The sequence below is a fragment of the Psychrobacter immobilis genome (assembly GCF_904846225.1).
Lineage (GTDB): Bacteria > Pseudomonadota > Gammaproteobacteria > Pseudomonadales > Moraxellaceae > Psychrobacter > Psychrobacter immobilis_F.
Genome location: NZ_CAJGZJ010000022.1, coordinates 13,647 through 31,217 on the forward strand (window position 1 = coordinate 13,647; position 17,571 = coordinate 31,217).

The 17,571-nt window shown below is 43.0% G+C and carries 13 protein-coding genes; 5 read left to right on the forward strand and 8 right to left on the reverse strand.

What is annotated here, in order from left to right; translation table 11 throughout:
* Positions 1-175: 175 nt before the first annotated feature.
* The 7 genes from JMX48_RS11995 to JMX48_RS12025 form a co-directional block, all read right to left on the reverse strand.
* Entirely contained in the window at positions 176-2,185 is a 2,010-nt protein-coding gene (locus tag JMX48_RS11995) for a flotillin family protein (RefSeq protein WP_201538104.1), read from the reverse strand.
* 256 nt (positions 2,186-2,441) lie between these two features.
* Positions 2,442-3,092 (reverse strand): OB-fold-containig protein, encoded by a 651-nt coding sequence (locus JMX48_RS12000; protein ID WP_201538106.1) that lies wholly within the window; start codon positions 3,090-3,092, stop codon positions 2,442-2,444.
* Positions 3,093-3,468: 376 nt separating this feature from the next.
* Complete coding sequence (locus JMX48_RS12005; protein WP_201538108.1) at positions 3,469-4,464, reverse strand: PD40 domain-containing protein; 996 nt, start codon at positions 4,462-4,464, stop codon at positions 3,469-3,471.
* Positions 4,465-4,600: 136 nt separating this feature from the next.
* The gene (fos, locus tag JMX48_RS12010; protein WP_201538156.1) at positions 4,601-4,999 is read right to left on the reverse strand and encodes a fosfomycin resistance glutathione transferase; all 399 of its coding nucleotides are present in this window, start codon (positions 4,997-4,999) and stop codon (positions 4,601-4,603) included.
* 168 nt (positions 5,000-5,167) lie between these two features.
* Positions 5,168-5,656, reverse strand: a complete 489-nt coding sequence (locus JMX48_RS12015) for an META domain-containing protein (RefSeq protein ID WP_201538110.1) — start codon at positions 5,654-5,656, stop codon at positions 5,168-5,170.
* Between the two features lie 282 nt (positions 5,657-5,938).
* Positions 5,939-7,051 carry a lipase secretion chaperone gene (locus JMX48_RS12020; RefSeq protein WP_201538112.1) on the reverse strand — a complete coding sequence of 371 codons (1,113 nt, stop codon included), beginning with the start codon at positions 7,049-7,051 and terminating at the stop codon, positions 5,939-5,941.
* Positions 7,052-7,080: 29 nt separating this feature from the next.
* Positions 7,081-8,154: an esterase/lipase family protein gene (locus JMX48_RS12025; RefSeq protein WP_201538114.1), complete on the reverse strand. Its 1,074-nt coding sequence runs from the start codon at positions 8,152-8,154 to the stop codon at positions 7,081-7,083.
* Positions 8,155-8,474: 320 nt separating this feature from the next.
* Between JMX48_RS12025 and map the strand changes: the two genes are divergently transcribed.
* Positions 8,475-9,266, forward strand: a complete 792-nt coding sequence (gene map / locus JMX48_RS12030; RefSeq protein ID WP_413786369.1) for a type I methionyl aminopeptidase — start codon at positions 8,475-8,477, stop codon at positions 9,264-9,266.
* A 290-nt stretch (positions 9,267-9,556) separates the two neighbouring features.
* Entirely contained in the window at positions 9,557-12,331 is a 2,775-nt protein-coding gene (glnD, locus tag JMX48_RS12035; RefSeq protein ID WP_201538117.1) for a [protein-PII] uridylyltransferase, read from the forward strand.
* 135 nt (positions 12,332-12,466) lie between these two features.
* Here the strand turns inward: glnD and JMX48_RS12040 are convergent, their stop codons facing one another.
* Complete coding sequence (locus JMX48_RS12040; RefSeq protein ID WP_201538119.1) at positions 12,467-13,183, reverse strand: hypothetical protein; 717 nt, start codon at positions 13,181-13,183, stop codon at positions 12,467-12,469.
* Between the two features lie 255 nt (positions 13,184-13,438).
* Here JMX48_RS12040 and dapC point away from each other — a divergent pair, with 255 nt between their 5' ends.
* The 3 genes from dapC to JMX48_RS12055 all read left to right on the forward strand — a co-directional run bounded on the left by dapC (position 13,439) and on the right by JMX48_RS12055 (position 17,532).
* Positions 13,439-14,671, forward strand: a complete 1,233-nt coding sequence (gene dapC, locus JMX48_RS12045; RefSeq protein ID WP_201538121.1) for a succinyldiaminopimelate transaminase — start codon at positions 13,439-13,441, stop codon at positions 14,669-14,671.
* 146 nt (positions 14,672-14,817) lie between these two features.
* Positions 14,818-16,782 carry a DUF294 nucleotidyltransferase-like domain-containing protein gene (locus JMX48_RS12050; RefSeq protein ID WP_201538128.1) on the forward strand — a complete coding sequence of 655 codons (1,965 nt, stop codon included), beginning with the start codon at positions 14,818-14,820 and terminating at the stop codon, positions 16,780-16,782.
* Between the two features lie 135 nt (positions 16,783-16,917).
* Complete coding sequence (locus tag JMX48_RS12055; RefSeq protein ID WP_201538130.1) at positions 16,918-17,532, forward strand: 3'-5' exonuclease; 615 nt, start codon at positions 16,918-16,920, stop codon at positions 17,530-17,532.
* Positions 17,533-17,571: the final 39 nt, after the last annotated feature.

Genomic DNA, 17,571 nt, shown 5'->3' on the forward strand with positions numbered 1-17,571 from the left:
TGCCACCTAAGTAGCAGAGAACTTATTTATATTAAAATCATTATTCAAAACTATGAGTCAAAACTATGAGTCAAAACTATGAGTCAAAACTATAAGTCAAAACTATAAGTCATAACCACGAATTGAAACCATAAGTTAAAATTACGAGTTAAAACCATGAGTTAAAAACATCATATTAAGCAGGTTTATCATCGTTTTGATTGTTCGTTTTCATCACTTTATTAGCCATCATGGTATTGATGATACCGCTTAGCGTGTCTGACTTACCTGCTAGGCCATCAATGGCTTTACCGATAGATAACGACTTGGCAAAGTTATCAAAGAAGTGCGCTTCACCGCCAACGATATCGATTTTGGCTTTTTGTAGCGCCACTGCCAATACTTCGGCGTTTTCTTTAGCAATCTCTTTACCTGCGTCAATCGATGCCAAGGCTTCTTGCAGTGCGGTTTCAAGACCCATGCGGAACTCTTCGTGTTCGCGTGCCTCTTTACTCATACTACCCATCGCATTGAATTTCTCGACCAAACCATCTGCTTCGGCTTGGAAATGAGCGCGGGTAACTTCGGCTTTTGCCAAACCAACTTCACGTTCTGCTTTGGCATTTGATTGACCGCGAGCTGCGATAATTTCGGCATCTGCCAGTCCGATATCGCGCTCTGCTTTGGCATTGGACTCACCACGAGCCGCGATAACCTCAGCATCAGCCATGCCTTTTTCGCGCTGTGATTGTGCTTCCGCTTGTCCAGTCGCTCTGATAATATTGGCTTTGGCGATGCCTTCTTTTTCTAAAGACGTTGCTTTGGCTTCTTGGATCGCAGCTTCAGCAAAGCCATGCGCAGACTCTTCTGCTTTGATGCCTTCCGCCATTTTGATTTTTGCTTCTGAATTTTTGGCAGCAGCTTCAAGATTGGCATTGGCAAGCGTCGTGATTTCGACGGCTTTATGCTTAGCAGACAGCTCTTCTGCTTCTGCTTTTTTCACCTGACGTACTTTGATTTCTTCAGCATCGGCTTCGGCAGCGAGTACGCGCGTTTGTTTAGAACGCTCAGCTTCACTTATTTCGCGGACTTCTTTGATGCGCTCTTCTTCTTGCGCCACGGTTTTGTCTACCGCGATACGGTCACGAATTACATTCGCGATTTCTTTTTTCTCAAGCTCAATCGCGCGTTCCGCTTCGATACGTTGTAAGTCAACTTCACGCTCACGAGAGACGATTTCTAAATCACGAGCACGCGTTACTTTTTCTTCTTCAATGACGACAGCACGCAGACGATTTTGCCCTGCTACCTCAACTTCACGTTGCTGGTTTTCACGCTGAATCGCCAAATCTTGCTCAACCGAAATAACGGCGGTTTCAGACTTTTTGCGCTCTTCTTCTTCAATCTTACGCGTTTCAGCGGTCTCACGGGCAATCACAGATGAGATTTCACGCTGCTGTTTGGCTTCGGCATCGGCTTGCTGACGCTCTAGCTCGAGCATCGCTTCAACGGTTTCTACGTTTTTCTTTTTAACGGCCAGCTCTTCGTCACGCTCAAGCTCATTGGTAATGACGTTTTGAAACGCGGTGAGCTGAGTAATCTTTTTGATACCTTCAGCATCTAAGATATTACTTGAATCTAATGAGGTCTTTGGCGTTTGCTCTAAGTAGTCAATCGCCACATCTTCTAAGATATAACCGTTCAGATCGTTACCAATTTCTTGAACGATACTGTCACGGAACTGGCTACGGTTTTCAAATAATTTGACAAAATCAATCTGTTTACCGACTGTCTTTAGTGCTTCTGAGAATTTTGCATTAAATAATTCGTTGACCGCGACTTTGTCTGAAGCTCTCTCAGCGCCAAGAGACTTAGCCACCTTAAGGACGTCTTCTTCGGTCTCATTGACACGCAAATAAAATGCGACCGTGATATCAGCACGCATATTATCGGCACAAATCAGTCCTTCTTTACCGCGTCTGTCCACCTCTAGCGTGAGCAGCGAGATTCTCATGAGCTCTTTTTTGTTGATGACTGGCCAAACAAAGCCACCATCAAAGCGTACAGCGATTTTATTGACGCCGTTAATAATAAGTGCTGTGCCCTGATCCACCTTAATATAAAAGGCTTTGAGCATCAAAAGTGCTGCCATAATGAAAACAAACGCCAGCACCACAACCACGCCGACGATAATGAGTATGTCCATATTCATTCCTTTAATGAAAACATTCTATAGTCAATTCTATATAAATCAGACACGGTGTCAGACTCGCCAAGGCTACTATTTGTCGTGCTCTCGCTCACCTGCCTTGTCTCTGAATGATATTGAACCAACTATAACCAAATTTAGAACCGTTGATATTTTTTGCCAGTCGATTATTTTTCTTTTTCTTATTGAATCGCTGCTAATTTGTGCTAAAAGCAATTATAAAAAACTATGATGATCACCTTATTAGGACGTATTATTGGTCTTTGACAGGCGTCACGCGGTAGGTATTGGCTTCATCTAGATACGCTACCAACAGCACTTTGTCGCCTTGTTTTAGTAAATTGTCGTCTTTATCTGATCGAATTTTGAGTATCAATCCTGCGCCGCCATCATTCAGCACCGCTTCGCCATGTTTGTTTGTCACGCTCAATGTGCGCACGACGGCGATTTTACCAATGTTGCTAGAGGCATTGCGTCTAGGGATGTTGGCGATGTTTTTGCGGATGGGTGAAATGATAATACCTGTTAGCCATAGGGAGATTACTAAGACAAAAATGAGTGCGCCTGTGCCAAATAGATAATACAAAATGCCAGAGTCAAAATACTGATGCAAAAAACTGGTATACAAGTAGCTCAATAACCAACCAATTAAGCTCACCAAACTGAGGATCATAATTAAAGGCACGCCATAAAGTCCAAACTTGAGCATGAGACCTGTAAAAAATCCTGTTGAGGATAAGTCAGAAACGTCCCCTCCTGACTCCCCAAGCTCTACCGTATCCATATCTGCCATACCCAGTAAAGACACCACCCAATATAAGGTGACGAACATCACAAGCCCGGTGAATACAATCGTCGGGTATAAGCTGATTTTAGTGATGAATACTAAAAAAGATTCTTGCATGGTACGCGCCTTGTTTTGATTCCTAGGGCCAGTATCTTTATGACTCGGTTATCTAATTTGGTAAATTTAACATATGACTAGGGCGTGTCTTCATTTCAAAAATGGTCATAAAAATGAGATAAATTGCCGTCAAACGAGGAAAATAGCGCAAATAATATCGGGATATTAGTTAGCTATTTGACGATGTTTGGCAAAATTTAGCCATTTTTAGCTCATTTAGATAGCTTATTTAAATAGTATCGTTTGATTTAAATAGTATCGTTTGAATTGAAGACACGCCTTATATACCCTCTAAAATCCAGGCAAGATAATAAACTTATGTTTCTTTATTTATGATTATATATACATTCCATTCCATAATATATAGGTTTTACTATTAACGTCCCCAAACGGGTGAGCGAACTGACCCGCCAGCCTGACCACTAATCGCGTAACTGGTGTTGCCAAATAAAGAGTGAATGACCAAGCTACCGCCGCTTTGTCCATCCACTCGTGAGGTGCGCGTTGGATAGATCGCATATTGTCCTGAGGGTGACAGACGTGCTGGCTCATCAAGCCCCGTCTCTGCTAAATTGAGCACCTGACCGTTGGCAAGCGTCATAACCGCCGCTTTACGACCATTAAGATATGCCATACGCTGACCGTCCAAGCTAAGTTGAGGACTGGCCGCATAACTGCCTGTCGATAGAAGTACGGCATTACCCGTGACAAAGCTATAACGATAGATACTTGGTCGACCCGCGCGGACTTTATCGCTGGTATAGACAAAGCTTTTGCCATCGCTTGCATAGCTTGGCTGCACCTCCGTACTCGGCAAGGTCGTGAGCTGTTTGGTACTACCGTCGCTCAGACGCATCTCATAAATATCCGCATTACCGCCAACCGTTGAGCTATAGAGCAATTTTTGTCCATCGGGTGAAAATGACGCTGACAGATTACTGCCCTCAGCATTTACTATCAGATTGCGCGTGCTATTGCCCCGATTATAAATATAAATCTTTGGATGTTGGCGCGGCGCTTGTTTACTATAAGCGAGCATTTGACCATCCGCTGACCATGCAGGCGCATAAATATAACCATTTAACTGATCAATCAATTGGCGGTCGCTGCCATCTGGGCGGATAGTATAAAGTGTCGACATCTTAGCAGCGCCTAGTCCTTGTTCCTCCACGTACGCAATATATCCTTGACGATCTATAGCTGACATTCGAGCCGTTAGCGGATTGCTCGTGGCAGACGTTATCGTAGTATTGGCAGCCGTCATGTTTGGTAACGTCTGACAACCGGTTAATACACTGAGAGAAGCAATGATGGTAGCAATCGCGCTACTTCTTATGTTTATAGTTGGTTTACGCGCAAGAGTTTTTAGCATGAGATAAAGTCCAATAGAGCTTTGATAAATGCGTTATGAGATAGTTACGAGTTTAGAAGATCTTATCTAGGGCGTGTCTCTAATTTAGATAGAGGGTTAAATGGTTTTTGTTTTACTTAAAGTAATGCTTTACCGTTTATAACCATACTAACCCTTTATAAGGTTGTAGCTTTAAGATTTTAAGCCTTGATTGTATATCTCCCACATGGATCTCTAGCTTGTTCTCATCTGGGTCTAAAATATAGCAAGACTGCCCTTCACTGCTATTATCTTTCCACTCGGTTACATTAAAACTTCTTAACTTAGTAACAAACTCTTCAAAATCATTGGCGACTATATCAAATGCAATATGCGTATAATCCCGTTTTGCACATGGTATATCGCATGATAAGCAGAACCATAACTCACCAAGGGTCAAATATGCACCACCCTGCCATTTTACATGGGCAGTAAAACCTAGAATATGAGTATAAGAATGTAGTGAGCGATCCAAATCACTGACAACTATCGTAATATGGTTTAATCCTTTCAGCATTAGCATAGTTCCATCGTAATTTTTATATGGTGGACAAGTATTAAGTGTAGCGTATATTAAGCTTTTTTTTACACAAAAAAATGCCCCACATAATCGTGAGGCATCGTGAGAATCAAATCTTACGCTAAAAAATTATCGTGCTTAAATCAATTGTCTGTAATGATCCAATTATTTAGCAACGGCTTTGAAGTGCGCAATTTGACTGTCATTTTTGATGGTCAAGATAGGCGTGTTACTCGCGTTTTTACTCATGCTATATTTACCTTGTACCGTGGCTAATGTGGCGGTATCAAAACTCGCTTGCGGCTCAGGACATGCCATCAAAGTGCTGATACCATTGCTAATTTGTACATTGCCGTTCACCACACTGTATTGCGCGCCCATGTTATTACAGGTATTCATAAAAGTAACACGGTCGCTGCCATTGTCTTTAAAGAAGTTTAAGGTCAACGGCTTGGCTGGGTTGATGAATAGCTGACTGACTTTATCGCCATTTGTACGTTTGGCATCGACAAGCTGCCAGTGATACGCTTGTAGCGCCTCAGAAGTAATTGGTTGAGTCATTGGTGCTGTCACGCTAGGAGTGGTCTGGCAACCAGCCGCCAATGTACCTACCGCAAGAGTTGCAGCCATCATCATTTTAGTCATGTTTTTCATATAAAACCCTGTAGTAATTTTATTCAGAATAAAAAATAGCGATATCGTTTATTCTGGATAGCATCTTTTATTATAATTCATTGATTGTTTTATTCAGGTACCTAAACAATGCCGCTATTATGCCCATCTAATGCTTAACCGTCTTTATAGATTGGGTGTATCATTGTCCTGATATTTGTTCCACTCTATAGCTTTTTTGCTACTAGGTCTTGCTAGGCAAAGCATTAGCTGCTAACCCTTTTTCTCGATTCTTACAGCATACTTTATAGATCGTTGACGCACTCAGTTGGGATTGGCGGCTTTTTCTTGTTGCAGCGCCGCATAACCTGCTAAACGCTTGCGCTCACTCTCATCAAACAGCTGTTGCTCCATTTGATCAAGTTGGGTTTGTGCTTGGGTATTATCTGGATTTTGACTTAAAAGTTGCTGTTTTTGTGTTTGGTACTGATTAAAACGTTGGTCAAAGTTAGCGTCTTCTTGATCGACTTGTGCTAGCCGTGCAGCTGCGGGCGCGCCTACCAACTCACGTCGCATCTTATATAATTCCTCAGTCGTTGCGCCTTTTGCTTTCATCTGTTCTGTACGACTTATTAATTCATTTAGATTGGCTTGTTGCTCTATATTGGCTTTGGTTGAACTGTTTGGCATCCGGCTAATATAATCCTGCTTTGCACTTTCTTTTTGAGTATCAGACAACTGGCTGTTTTGATTAATTCTGATCATCTCAACACTATAATTGTCATACTCCTCTTCTGCACCAAAGAATGCGTTAATGGTTTCTTTTGAAAAATATTGTTGACGTAGCTTAGCCACATCTTGCTTTTGCTGAGCAACAACGCTCAAGTCCAGCTCGCCACTTTGGGTTGCTTGCAGTTGTAAGTTGCCATAGCGTTTTTCTATCTCAGGAATGGCTTTTAGATAAGCAATGTACTGATTAAAAATAGTGATCGCTTGACTGGCGGCAGGCTCTGGCGTGTGACTGCGGATGTAGCTCTCGACACGAGCATAGATGACGGCTTCATCTTCTTCGCCAAGCGCCGATAAGAAGTAATCAAACAAGCGCCGTAAGCCTTCGGTGACCACCAATTGCTTGTTTTCATCAATGATAATTTCACCATCGACAGCGGTGCCTTTTAGCGATTGCGGCAAATCCTCCAGACCTGTTGCAAATATTGTATTATTTTGGGGATCAGAGGTTTCATTGCCTTTATAAAAGCTAGTCAATGTGGACAGCACTGAGCCATCAGACTCATTACCGAGCGTGATAGATGTGCCTTGAGATAAACTCGTGCCTCGGTCGCTAGGTTTGAACCACATAATAACCGCCGCAGTCACTATGATAACCACAGCAATGATGGCGAGTAATACATAGGCTGGACGGTGATTATTTGACATAAATGAGCCATCTTAGTTCATAAACCAACCTATAGATTGGCGTTTTTCAGACGATTAACCTGAGTACGATAAATGGATTTGGGCTCAGACTCGCCCCATGCGGTCAAACCTAACACTTGATCGGCTGAATCTAAGTGATTCATTCTATAATTGTCGCGAACCACATAACCAAGCCGACTTGAGCAGGCAGATACCAATCCATCATTAGACTCACCTGCAAATGGTACAGCCGTTGCCGCTAGTAGATAATCACTAGGATCAAGTGCGCTCGTTATTTGCCCCACACCACTAAATGAGTAGTATTTGATGCCATTGACGGCAGTACTGGTCGGCTGACCACAATAAGAGGTTGGCATCGCTGCTGGGAACTTGGCATTAAAGTTAGCCGCGCCATCAGTCGATAAAGCGATGAGCGCTTTATAGCCATCTTGCGCTTGTATCTGTTTAACACTAATACCTGAACCGATATTTGTAAAACCGCCAATCAAGTTGAACACGCCTGATACTAACTGCGTGGTGACATTTGACGGCGTTCCTGTATTGTTGTTTGGCTCAAGGGTATTTTTGATAAAGTCTGCCGTTTTTGACCCCTGCTCTGGGCTTGAAACCGCCGTGACGGAGGCCACATATTTTGGCGCAACACCTGCAACGTAACGGATGTCTATACCACCTTGGCTATGCCCAAATAAATTGACCTTGGACTCGCCTGAAATGGCCGTGATGGTTTTGACTTGTTGTAGCAGCTGCTCACCGCGAACCTCACTATTATTGACGGCAGACGTTTTGGTCGTATATACCTTTGAGCCACCTTTTATCAACTCTCCAGGAATGCCATTGAAGTAATCAATAACCCCAAATAGCGTCGTAAAACCGCCAAGCCCATGAGCCATAACGACTGGATACTGAGTTTTGGTATAACTAGACGTGAGATATTGGCTGTCAACCAGCTTGCAACCGTTGGCATTGGCACAGTTATAATATTGGCCTGCTGCTTGTGCAGAAGTCGTTTGCATGGTCATTAAAAGAACGCCTGTGCTGAGCACGCCGAGCGTTGGTAAAATTTTTGCTGATACGGACTTAGAGAAATATGCTTTGAGAATCATAACAACATCCTTGTTATCATTAAAGGTTGGTCGTTTTTATGTATGAGCTTACTTGTTGCCTGCCGCACAAAAGCTCTAAAAACCAGCGCTAATCCATTTAGTCACTATAGTTAGCATACTTTCATCATTGAATATATTCAATATTTTAGTGACTTTATAGTCATAATTATGAATATAAAAACACCCCATGTAGATATTGAAAATTTTTGCAAAAGTAGCAGATATAAGGATAAGCCAGCCAGCGCTGCTCTAAAAACAGTCAGTACTGAATTTATGCTATAATTGCTAACATTTATTCCATAACTATAAGATAGATGATGATGACTAAAAAATCCCTTATTCAATCCCCAGAAGCCATAGAAAAAATGCGCGTAGCGGGTAAACTTGCCAGTGATCTCCTTGTGATGCTTGATGAGCACGTCAAAGTGGGCATCAGTACCGAAGCATTAAACCAAATCGCTCATGACTATATCGTAAATGTACAACAGGCCATTCCTGCACCACTCAACTACAATGGCTTTCCAAAATCTATTTGTACGTCAGTCAACCATGTTGTTTGTCATGGTATCCCAACTGAAAACAAGCTGCTAAAAGATGGTGATATCATCAATATCGATGTCACCGTTATCAAAGACGGCTATTATGGCGATACCTCAAAAATGTGGATCATTGGCGATGGTTCTATCATGGCGCAGCGTATTTGCAAAGTGGCACAAGACGCGCTATATGCTGGTATGAGCGTGGTTAAGAACGGTGCGCGTTTGGGTGATGTCGGTGCTGCGATTCAAGCAGTGGTCGAACCTGAGCGCTTTAGTATCGTCCGCGAATTCTGTGGTCACGGTATTAGTAACGAGTTTCACCACGAGCCACAAGTCATGCATTATGGTAAAAAAGGCACGGGTTTTGAGCTAAAGACTGGTATGACGTTTACCATTGAGCCAATGATTAACCAAGGCACATGGCAGACCAAAATTTTGCCAGATGAATGGACGGCAATTACCAAAGACCGTAAGCTGTCTGCTCAATGGGAGCACACGATGGTCGTCACTGACAATGGCTGTGAAGTGTTTACCACTCGCCCTGAAGAAGATTTGAGCTTTTTGACACAGTAATACTATAAAAGATCGCCTAGGCGGTCTTTTTTTTGGCTAATAATTAGTACATATCGAGTTAGGACATATTGAGTATTGTGTTTATTGGCTTTTTATCCTTATACTCTAATGGACTGGTTTATAGATAACCTAGCTTTTAGATAATATAGCTTTTAGATAATATAGCTTTTAGATAACCTAGATTTTAAACAATATAGCTTTTAGCTGAATCAGCCTTTATTAGCACGCTGACTGCCATACGATTTTCAGCTTGCATGATCTACTTTCAACCTCTTAATGGGATACTCTTCATGCTTAATTGTGATGTCGCTACTATCGATCTGACACCTCTACCTTTGCTATCAAATGACATAGTGCCCAACACATCACCGCTAGCAGATACCGACGCATCCGAAAAATTGTTAGTCGATATTCCTAAATGGTTGGCTCAAATTAACGACGATATCGGCCGCGCACTTGAGCGCGGGGTCAATATTCGTCAATTGGTCGCCGCACGTGCTGGTGCGATTGATGAGTTACTGATTGCTTTGTTTAAGTGGTTTGAATTGGATAAGACCGATTTGGCATTATTTGCAACTGGCGGTTATGGGCGCGGTGAGCTGTCGCTTTATTCAGACATCGATATTTTGCTGCTGTCTCCTGATGAGATAGGAGATGAGACCAGCAGTAAGATTGATAAATTGGTGGCTATGCTGTGGGATATCGGGCTGGAGCCTGCGCTGTCTGTGCGCAGTGTCAATGATGCTTTGGAGGCTGCGCTTGATCATACGATTGCGAGCGCTCAGCTAGAAGCGCGCTTGCTTATCGGCAATGAGGCTTTGAGAGATTTGCCCATTCAGATCGTCAATAAACAGTGGTCGCCCCGTGATTTTTTTGATGTGAAGATCAAAGAAGCTAGAGCGCGTTATTTGCAACACAATGCCACAGAGTACAATCTTGAGCCAAATATCAAAACGGCTCCAGGAGGCTTACGTGACATCCATATCATCGGTTGGGTGACCAAACGTTATTTTCGAGTCAGCAAGCTTTATGACTTGGTACAGCAAAACTTTTTGACAGAAAAAGAGTTTGACGAATTGAGCTTTGCAGAAGGATATTTATGGCAAATACGTCATTATTTACATGTATTGACTGGTCGCAATGAAAACAAGCTGTTGTTTGATTATCAGCGTGAGGTTGCCCAGCTAATGGGTTATGAGACGCAACCAGACGATCAACCCAATGCCGCGGTTGAGCGCTTTATGCGTGATTACTATCGCTGTGCTATGAAAATATCAACGCTGTCTGAAATGCTGACCAATCACTACTATGAGACGATTATAGAGCCGCAATTGCCAGACGATGAACGTCCAAAAAAGCAGCCGATTAACTCACACTTTAATCAAATTGGTGACCAAATCGCCATCGCGCATCATCGAGTATTTGCCCAGCATCCTGAGGCCATTTTAGAGATGTTTTTATTGATGGGTCAATACGGTATCAAAAACGTTCGCACTCATACGTTACGCGCATTAAAAATCGCAGCTCGCGGTATTGATCAGGTTTACCGTGATAACCCCACTCATCAAGCGCTTTTTTTGGCCAATTTAAAAGAACAAAACTATCTCTTTCATCGTCTACGTACTATGAATCGCTGTGGCGTTTTGGGCAGCTACATTCCCGCTTTTGCTCAAGTCACGGGTTTGATGCAGTACGATTTATTCCACCGTTATACAGTTGATGCACATACGTTGTTTTTGATTCGAATTTTGCACCGTTTCACTGACCCACGTTTTTATGAAGATTTCCCATTGATCAGCTCTATCTTCCAACGTATTGAGCGTAAAGAAATCTTGGTACTAGCAGCCATGTTTCATGACATTGCCAAAGGCCGCGGTGGCGATCATAGTGAGCTTGGTCAAACGGAATCCATTAATTTTTGCTTAGCCCATGGTATGAGTTTGGCAGATGCAAACTTAGTTGGCTGGCTGACTCGCTATCATTTATTGATGTCGATGACTGCCCAGAAAAAAGACATCTCAGACCCAGAGATTGTCACTATTTTTGCAAACTTAGTGGGCAATGTGACCCATCTCAATCATCTCTACGTGCTAACCGTCGCGGATATGAACGCCACCAATCCACAGTTATGGAATAGCTGGCGCGCCACTCTAATGAAACAGTTATACTCGCAAACTCGGCGCATTTTGCGCGCTGATATCGACGCGCCCACCAATCGCCAAGATATGATCAGTGCCACACGCGCACAAGCGCTAGCGATGCTAGATAATGTCAAAAACCAGCATATGAATCGCGATGAAGTATTGCGGCTTTGGGATGATTTGGGCGATGAGTACTTTTTGCGGGAGATTACTGAGGATATCTTATGGCATACCGAAGCTATCTTGAATCATCCACCGATTGGTCTTGCCTCCAATGCGGACAGTCCGCCATTGGTTGTACTACGTGAGCATCGGGAGCTGGCACTTGATGCCGTACAGGTCTTTGTTTATACCCAAGATCAGATGAATCTATTTGCGGTTACCATGGCAGTATTTGATCAGATGAATCTAGACGTACTAGATGCCCGTATCATTACGGCTACTCGTGATTTTGCTTTGGACTCTTACGTATTACTAGATCCTAGTGGCACGCTATTGGTCGATGAAGACAGTCAGCAAGAACTCAAACAGCGGTTAATTAATGCCTTCAAAGACCCGACTGTGCTAAAGATTACGACCAAACGTATTCCGCGCCAGCTCAGGCATTTTGAAGTGGCTACCGTGATTAACTTTGAGTTCAATGAAGCATCAGATCAGCATATTATGAGTTTGGAGACACTGGATCAGCCGGGGTTACTGGCACGAGTTGGACAAGTGTTCTTGCAAGAAAAAATTGAGGTGCATGCTGCCCGTATTACTACCTTGGGCGAGCGCGCAGAGGATATGTTTTATATCAGCGATCAAAATGATGAGCCCTTATCAGATGATAGGCTTACCACATTGAAATCAGCACTAATCGCGAGTCTCAGCTTACGGAGTGACCATACTGCTGAGGGTTATACAACAGCACCGATTGACATCTGAGCAGAATTGTCGATTAGGGTATAGAACTATGAAAAACAAAAGACTTGGTATTAAGCAGGCAATTTTTTGCTACTTAAGACCAATTCTTTTGTTTGAATAGGATAAATCAAGAGCAGTTATTATGGCTCGCGAGTTCTATATGAGGCTTTTATATATCATTTGGCTGGCATGTTCATCGAGTTCATCATCAGCCAGTTCTAGCGGCAATATACTGGCCTCTAAATGCTGCTCGTCTAACATCAATCGTCCAGCATCAATTTCTCTCTTTAGCAACCATTGCAGACTTGATAGATGAAACTGTGCATCGTAGTATTCATATAATTGTCTCAGCGAAATAGGCGATTTGACATGTACATCTAGATATAGGCTATCCTCTGCTAAAATCACCATCTCATTAAACGCCTCTTCACGCACCAATTCATCTTTATCGATTTTGCGTTGCAGTTTATGAGCGTTTCGACCTTTGGCAGTCAACATAACGACAAAAATAACCGTTTGTAAGACAAACAAGCCAATATATTGCCATAAAGGTAGCGAGATACTCAAAAAATTATTGAGCAACATCAGTACCATAGCCACAATCACATAACTGACCAGCTGCCACAGCAACCACATCATTAAGCTGTTTTCGCCATACCAGACCATTTTTCGTTCTTTAAGATTGATCAATTCCTGACGAACCTGCCACCAGCTTTGTTCCCGCTGCTTTAATAGCTCATGCAATTTGGTTTGCTGATAACTACCATGGACGTTTACATGATTATTATTTTCAACATTGATATCTTCAACATCGACGTCTTCAGAAGTCATATTCTTAGCATTGAGACCTTCTGTTTTTGAAATACTAGGCATATCAAATTACCCCTAAAATAATCTATCGCTAAGACTGACAGCGTTTTTTGTATCATTACAAGTTATCAATTGATAAGCTTGATTTAACGCTTTAGTATTTTGAAATCTATGGCGGATGGATCATTTACCGTCCAATAGATAAGCCGTCTTAACAGGATAAGAAAAGGAAAAAAAGCAAGAGAAATGCTACACTTGCTCAAATGTAATTTTTCTTTATAACTTTATTATTAATTGTCTATTATAGTTACCCTACCTATGAATCACAACTTGACGTATCTACATCCTTACCCGTTTGCAAAGATGGCAACATTGCTTGCCGATAGCACGCCAGCCCATAGCTACAGTGAAATTAAGCTGGGTATTGGTGAACCAAAACACGCGCCACCAGCATTTGTACTGGACGTACTACGCGAAAATTTGGACAAAATAAGCCATTATCCAACCACCAATGGCTTGTTTGAGCTGCGCCAAACCATTGCGCACTGGCTGGAGAAGCGGTTTTTTTTAAACCATGTCGATGCCAATACCGAAGTATTGCCAGTGATGGGTACACGCGAGGCCATTTTTAGTTTGGTGCAAGCGGTCATTGACCAAAAAACAGGCGACATACAGAGCAGTCCAACGTCTGTATCCGATCAACCGCCGACGGTTGTTATGCCCAATCCTTTTTATCAGATATATGAGGGCGCGGCAATACTCGCACAAGCAACGCCGTACTTTGTGCCGTGCACCGCTGATAATGACTTTAAAGGTAACTATCGCGCGGTTCCAAAAGACGTTTGGATGCGCACGCAGCTACTGTTTGTCTGTAGCCCAAACAATCCAACAGGCTCGGTTATGACGATGGATGATTGGGAGCACCTCATTCGTCTGTCAGATCAATACGATTTTATCATTGCGAGCGACGAGTGTTATAGCGAGCTGTATTTTGAGTCTGCGCCGATTGGTTTGTTGCAAGCTTGCGCGGCACTGGGTCGTCATGACTTTAAAAACTGTATTGTGTTTCACTCGTTATCCAAGCGTTCAAACTTACCCGGTTTACGCTCAGGATTTGTGGCAGGTGACGCCAAGATTTTGCAGGCTTATTTGCAGTATCGTACTTACCAAGGCTGTGCGATGCCGATACCGCATCAGCTCGCCTCTATCGCAGCTTGGCAGGACGAGAAGCATGTCGAACAAAATCGTCAACTTTATCGAGAAAAATTTGCGCTATGGATGTCTGAGCTTGGTGAGTTATTAGAGCTTCGCATGCCTGAGGCTGGATTTTATTTTTGGATAAAATCTCCCAAGCAGTTTGATGGTGATGACGAGATGTTTGTCAAAGCACTTTATGAGCAGGCCAATATCCACGCATTGGCAGGGCGCTATTTGTCCCGTGAGTTAGATGGCCAAAATCCGGGACAAGGTTATGTGCGTATCGCTCTTGTGGCTAGTGTCGATGAAAGCCGTGAGGCGATTAGTCGCATTCGTCAATTGCTAGGCGCATAATAAGCGCTGTTAAAACGCTAAAGCTCAGGCCCATAAACACAATAAAACCTCCAATAGCCACAATATAGATGTGGTTATTGGAGGTTTTTTGTTTTAATAGTGCTATAGTTAAATGTCTCTTCGAATATGCCATCAAGGATGATGCCATGCCCCATCTTGATTTCACCCAACCACCCTTTGATGTATTGACTTTAGCCGAACGTCAAAGCATCAGAAAAAACACCAAAATCCGCTATCTAGCCAAAAATGAAAGTCTGACTATAGAAGAATTGCAATACCTTTATGTAGTCATTAAAGGACAGATTGAGCAATCACTAGATAGTGAGTTTGTCGCCTCATACTTGGGTAATAACCACTCCGACGATTTCAATAACAACGACTGGTTCGACAGTCGGCGCTTACCTGAATCCATGACTAAAAAAAACTTACAAGGTAATGAGGAAAATAACGCTGATATTGAAGTTGCAAACACCTATGAGTTTCGAGCTGCCGAGGATACCTTGCTTTTACAAGTCGCTGGCGCAGCAATTGATAAAATCAGCGCACAAAATCATCTGGTACGTCAGATGTTATCAGACAATCTTTCTGAACGAGTAAAAGCATTACAACAACGGCGCAGTGGCAAGTCCATTGATCCCTCTCGTTATGATAACCAACAAGAAGTGCAGCAAATCATGTTGCAGCCAGTGACGGATGTCACGTTATTACCAGTGCATATTATCGATGCCAACTCCAGCCTCTATGAAGCGGCCAGCACTATGACAAAAGCAGGATTAAAACACGTACTGGTGCGGCCAATGAATGCTCTACAAAATACCGCATCACTGTCACAGGGAACGGGTCATCTGTTGGGCATTTTGACCGATACCGATATTTGCCGCGCGGTAAGTGACCAGCAGGATTTAGCCACGACGCCTTGTCAGCGTTATGCCAACTTCAATCTGCGTACGATTAAAGCAAGCGATGAGATTGGCGATGCGTTATTGACCATGACCCGCTACCGCATCCATAGGTTACCGGTCATTGATACTCATGGAAATGTTGCAGGTGTACTAGGACAAAGCGACATGCTCGCTCACATTAGCCACCATTCACAGCTCATTAGTATTCAAATCGAACAGGCAAAAGACTTACCGAGCTTAGCTACAGCGGTCGAGCTTATCGGTCGCTATATTCGAGCTCAGCATCAAAATGGTGTAAAAATTGGCAATATTAGTCGCATGGTACAAACGCTCAATGCACAGGTATTTACCAAACTTTGGCAGCTGATCGTACCTGATGAGGTCGTGGCAAATACTTGCCTCATCGTGATGGGTTCAGAGGGTCGCGGCGAGCAAATTATGCGTACTGACCAAGATAATGCACTCATCATACGCGATGGCTACGCGCATCCTAATTTGGCACAGTTTGCTGATACCTTTAATCATCATCTGGCCAGTCTCGGCTATCCGCTATGCGATGGCAATATTATGATGACCAATCCCATGTGGCGGCAACCACTAAAACAATTCAATGCACAGATTGATTTATGGTTTAAAAACATCGATCCGATGCATAGTATATATTTGTCCGCCATACTCGATGGAGAATACGTTTGCGGTGATGAGTCGCTACTGACGCAAGTCCGTCAACACCTCAAGGTCGCTCATCGGCAGTCAGATCCTATGTTTATCCGTCAGTTCGCACGTGCAGCACTACAGTTTGGTGATGTCAATCAATGGTGGCAAAAGTTTGTGCCCTTGCTCGGCGGCAAATCCGTTTCGCCAGACATCGACCTAAAAAAAGCAGGTATCTTTCCATTGGTTCATGGTATTCGCACCTTGGCATTAGAAAACGACATTTTAGAAGTCCCTAGTACTAAAAATCGTCTCAAAGCGTTGGTACAAGCGCATGCTTTGAACCAAGAGCGTGCGGATACCTTATTAGAAGCATTGGAGTTTTTTATGGCACAGCGTCTATCAGTTGCTCTTTCAACTGATGATAAGTATGCACGGCAAGTAAATCCAATGACCTTAACCGCGCTTGAACGTGACTTGTTCAAAGAATGTCTGGCGGTGGTCAAAAGTTTTAAGACTCAGCTACGTCAACATTATCAATTAGAAATATCATAAATATCATAAATATCATGCATATGAAGGTATCGTAAATACAAAATTATCGTAAATAGATGAGCGATGGATAGGCGATCCACTATAAACAAACACAGTGATACTATTTGATCTTATTTTATCTAGGACTGACTATATATGAGTTGGCTAAAACAGTTATCTGGCAATTGGCAAAAGACCCAGCTACAACGTCCAGAGTTGGCATCCATGTTTAGCAAACCCATGGCTAATCAGTGGGTCGCCATTGACTGCGAGATGACAGGGCTTAACCCAAAAAAGCATCATTTACTGTCTGTAGCAGCGATTCATATTAATGACAACACGATTGATACGGGTAATGGTCTGCATTTGGTGTGCAGGCCACCCGTAATGCCAGACCGCGATACCATTGTGATTCATGGTTTGCGTACCGCTGACGTTGAGCATGGGATGAGCTATGATGAAATGCTAGCGCTGTTGCTACCTTTTATAGATAATCGGCCAATCGTTGGCTTCTGTACGCCGCTTGATATGGGATTTTTAAATCCTGTGGTCAAACGCTATATGGGCACAACTCTGCCAAATAAGGTCATCGATGTTCGTCGATTATACAGTCAGCGCATGGGCGACCGTACTCAAGGCATTCCCAATCAATCACAGCATCTGACCAATATTTTAGCGCATTATAATATTCCTGAGCTGGGTGCGCATGATGCTTATAATGATGCGATTATGACAGCGATGGCGTTTTTGCACCTACGCGCGCGCTCATAAGGCAAGGCACAAGCGACCGTCAAAAATCACCCTGCATCT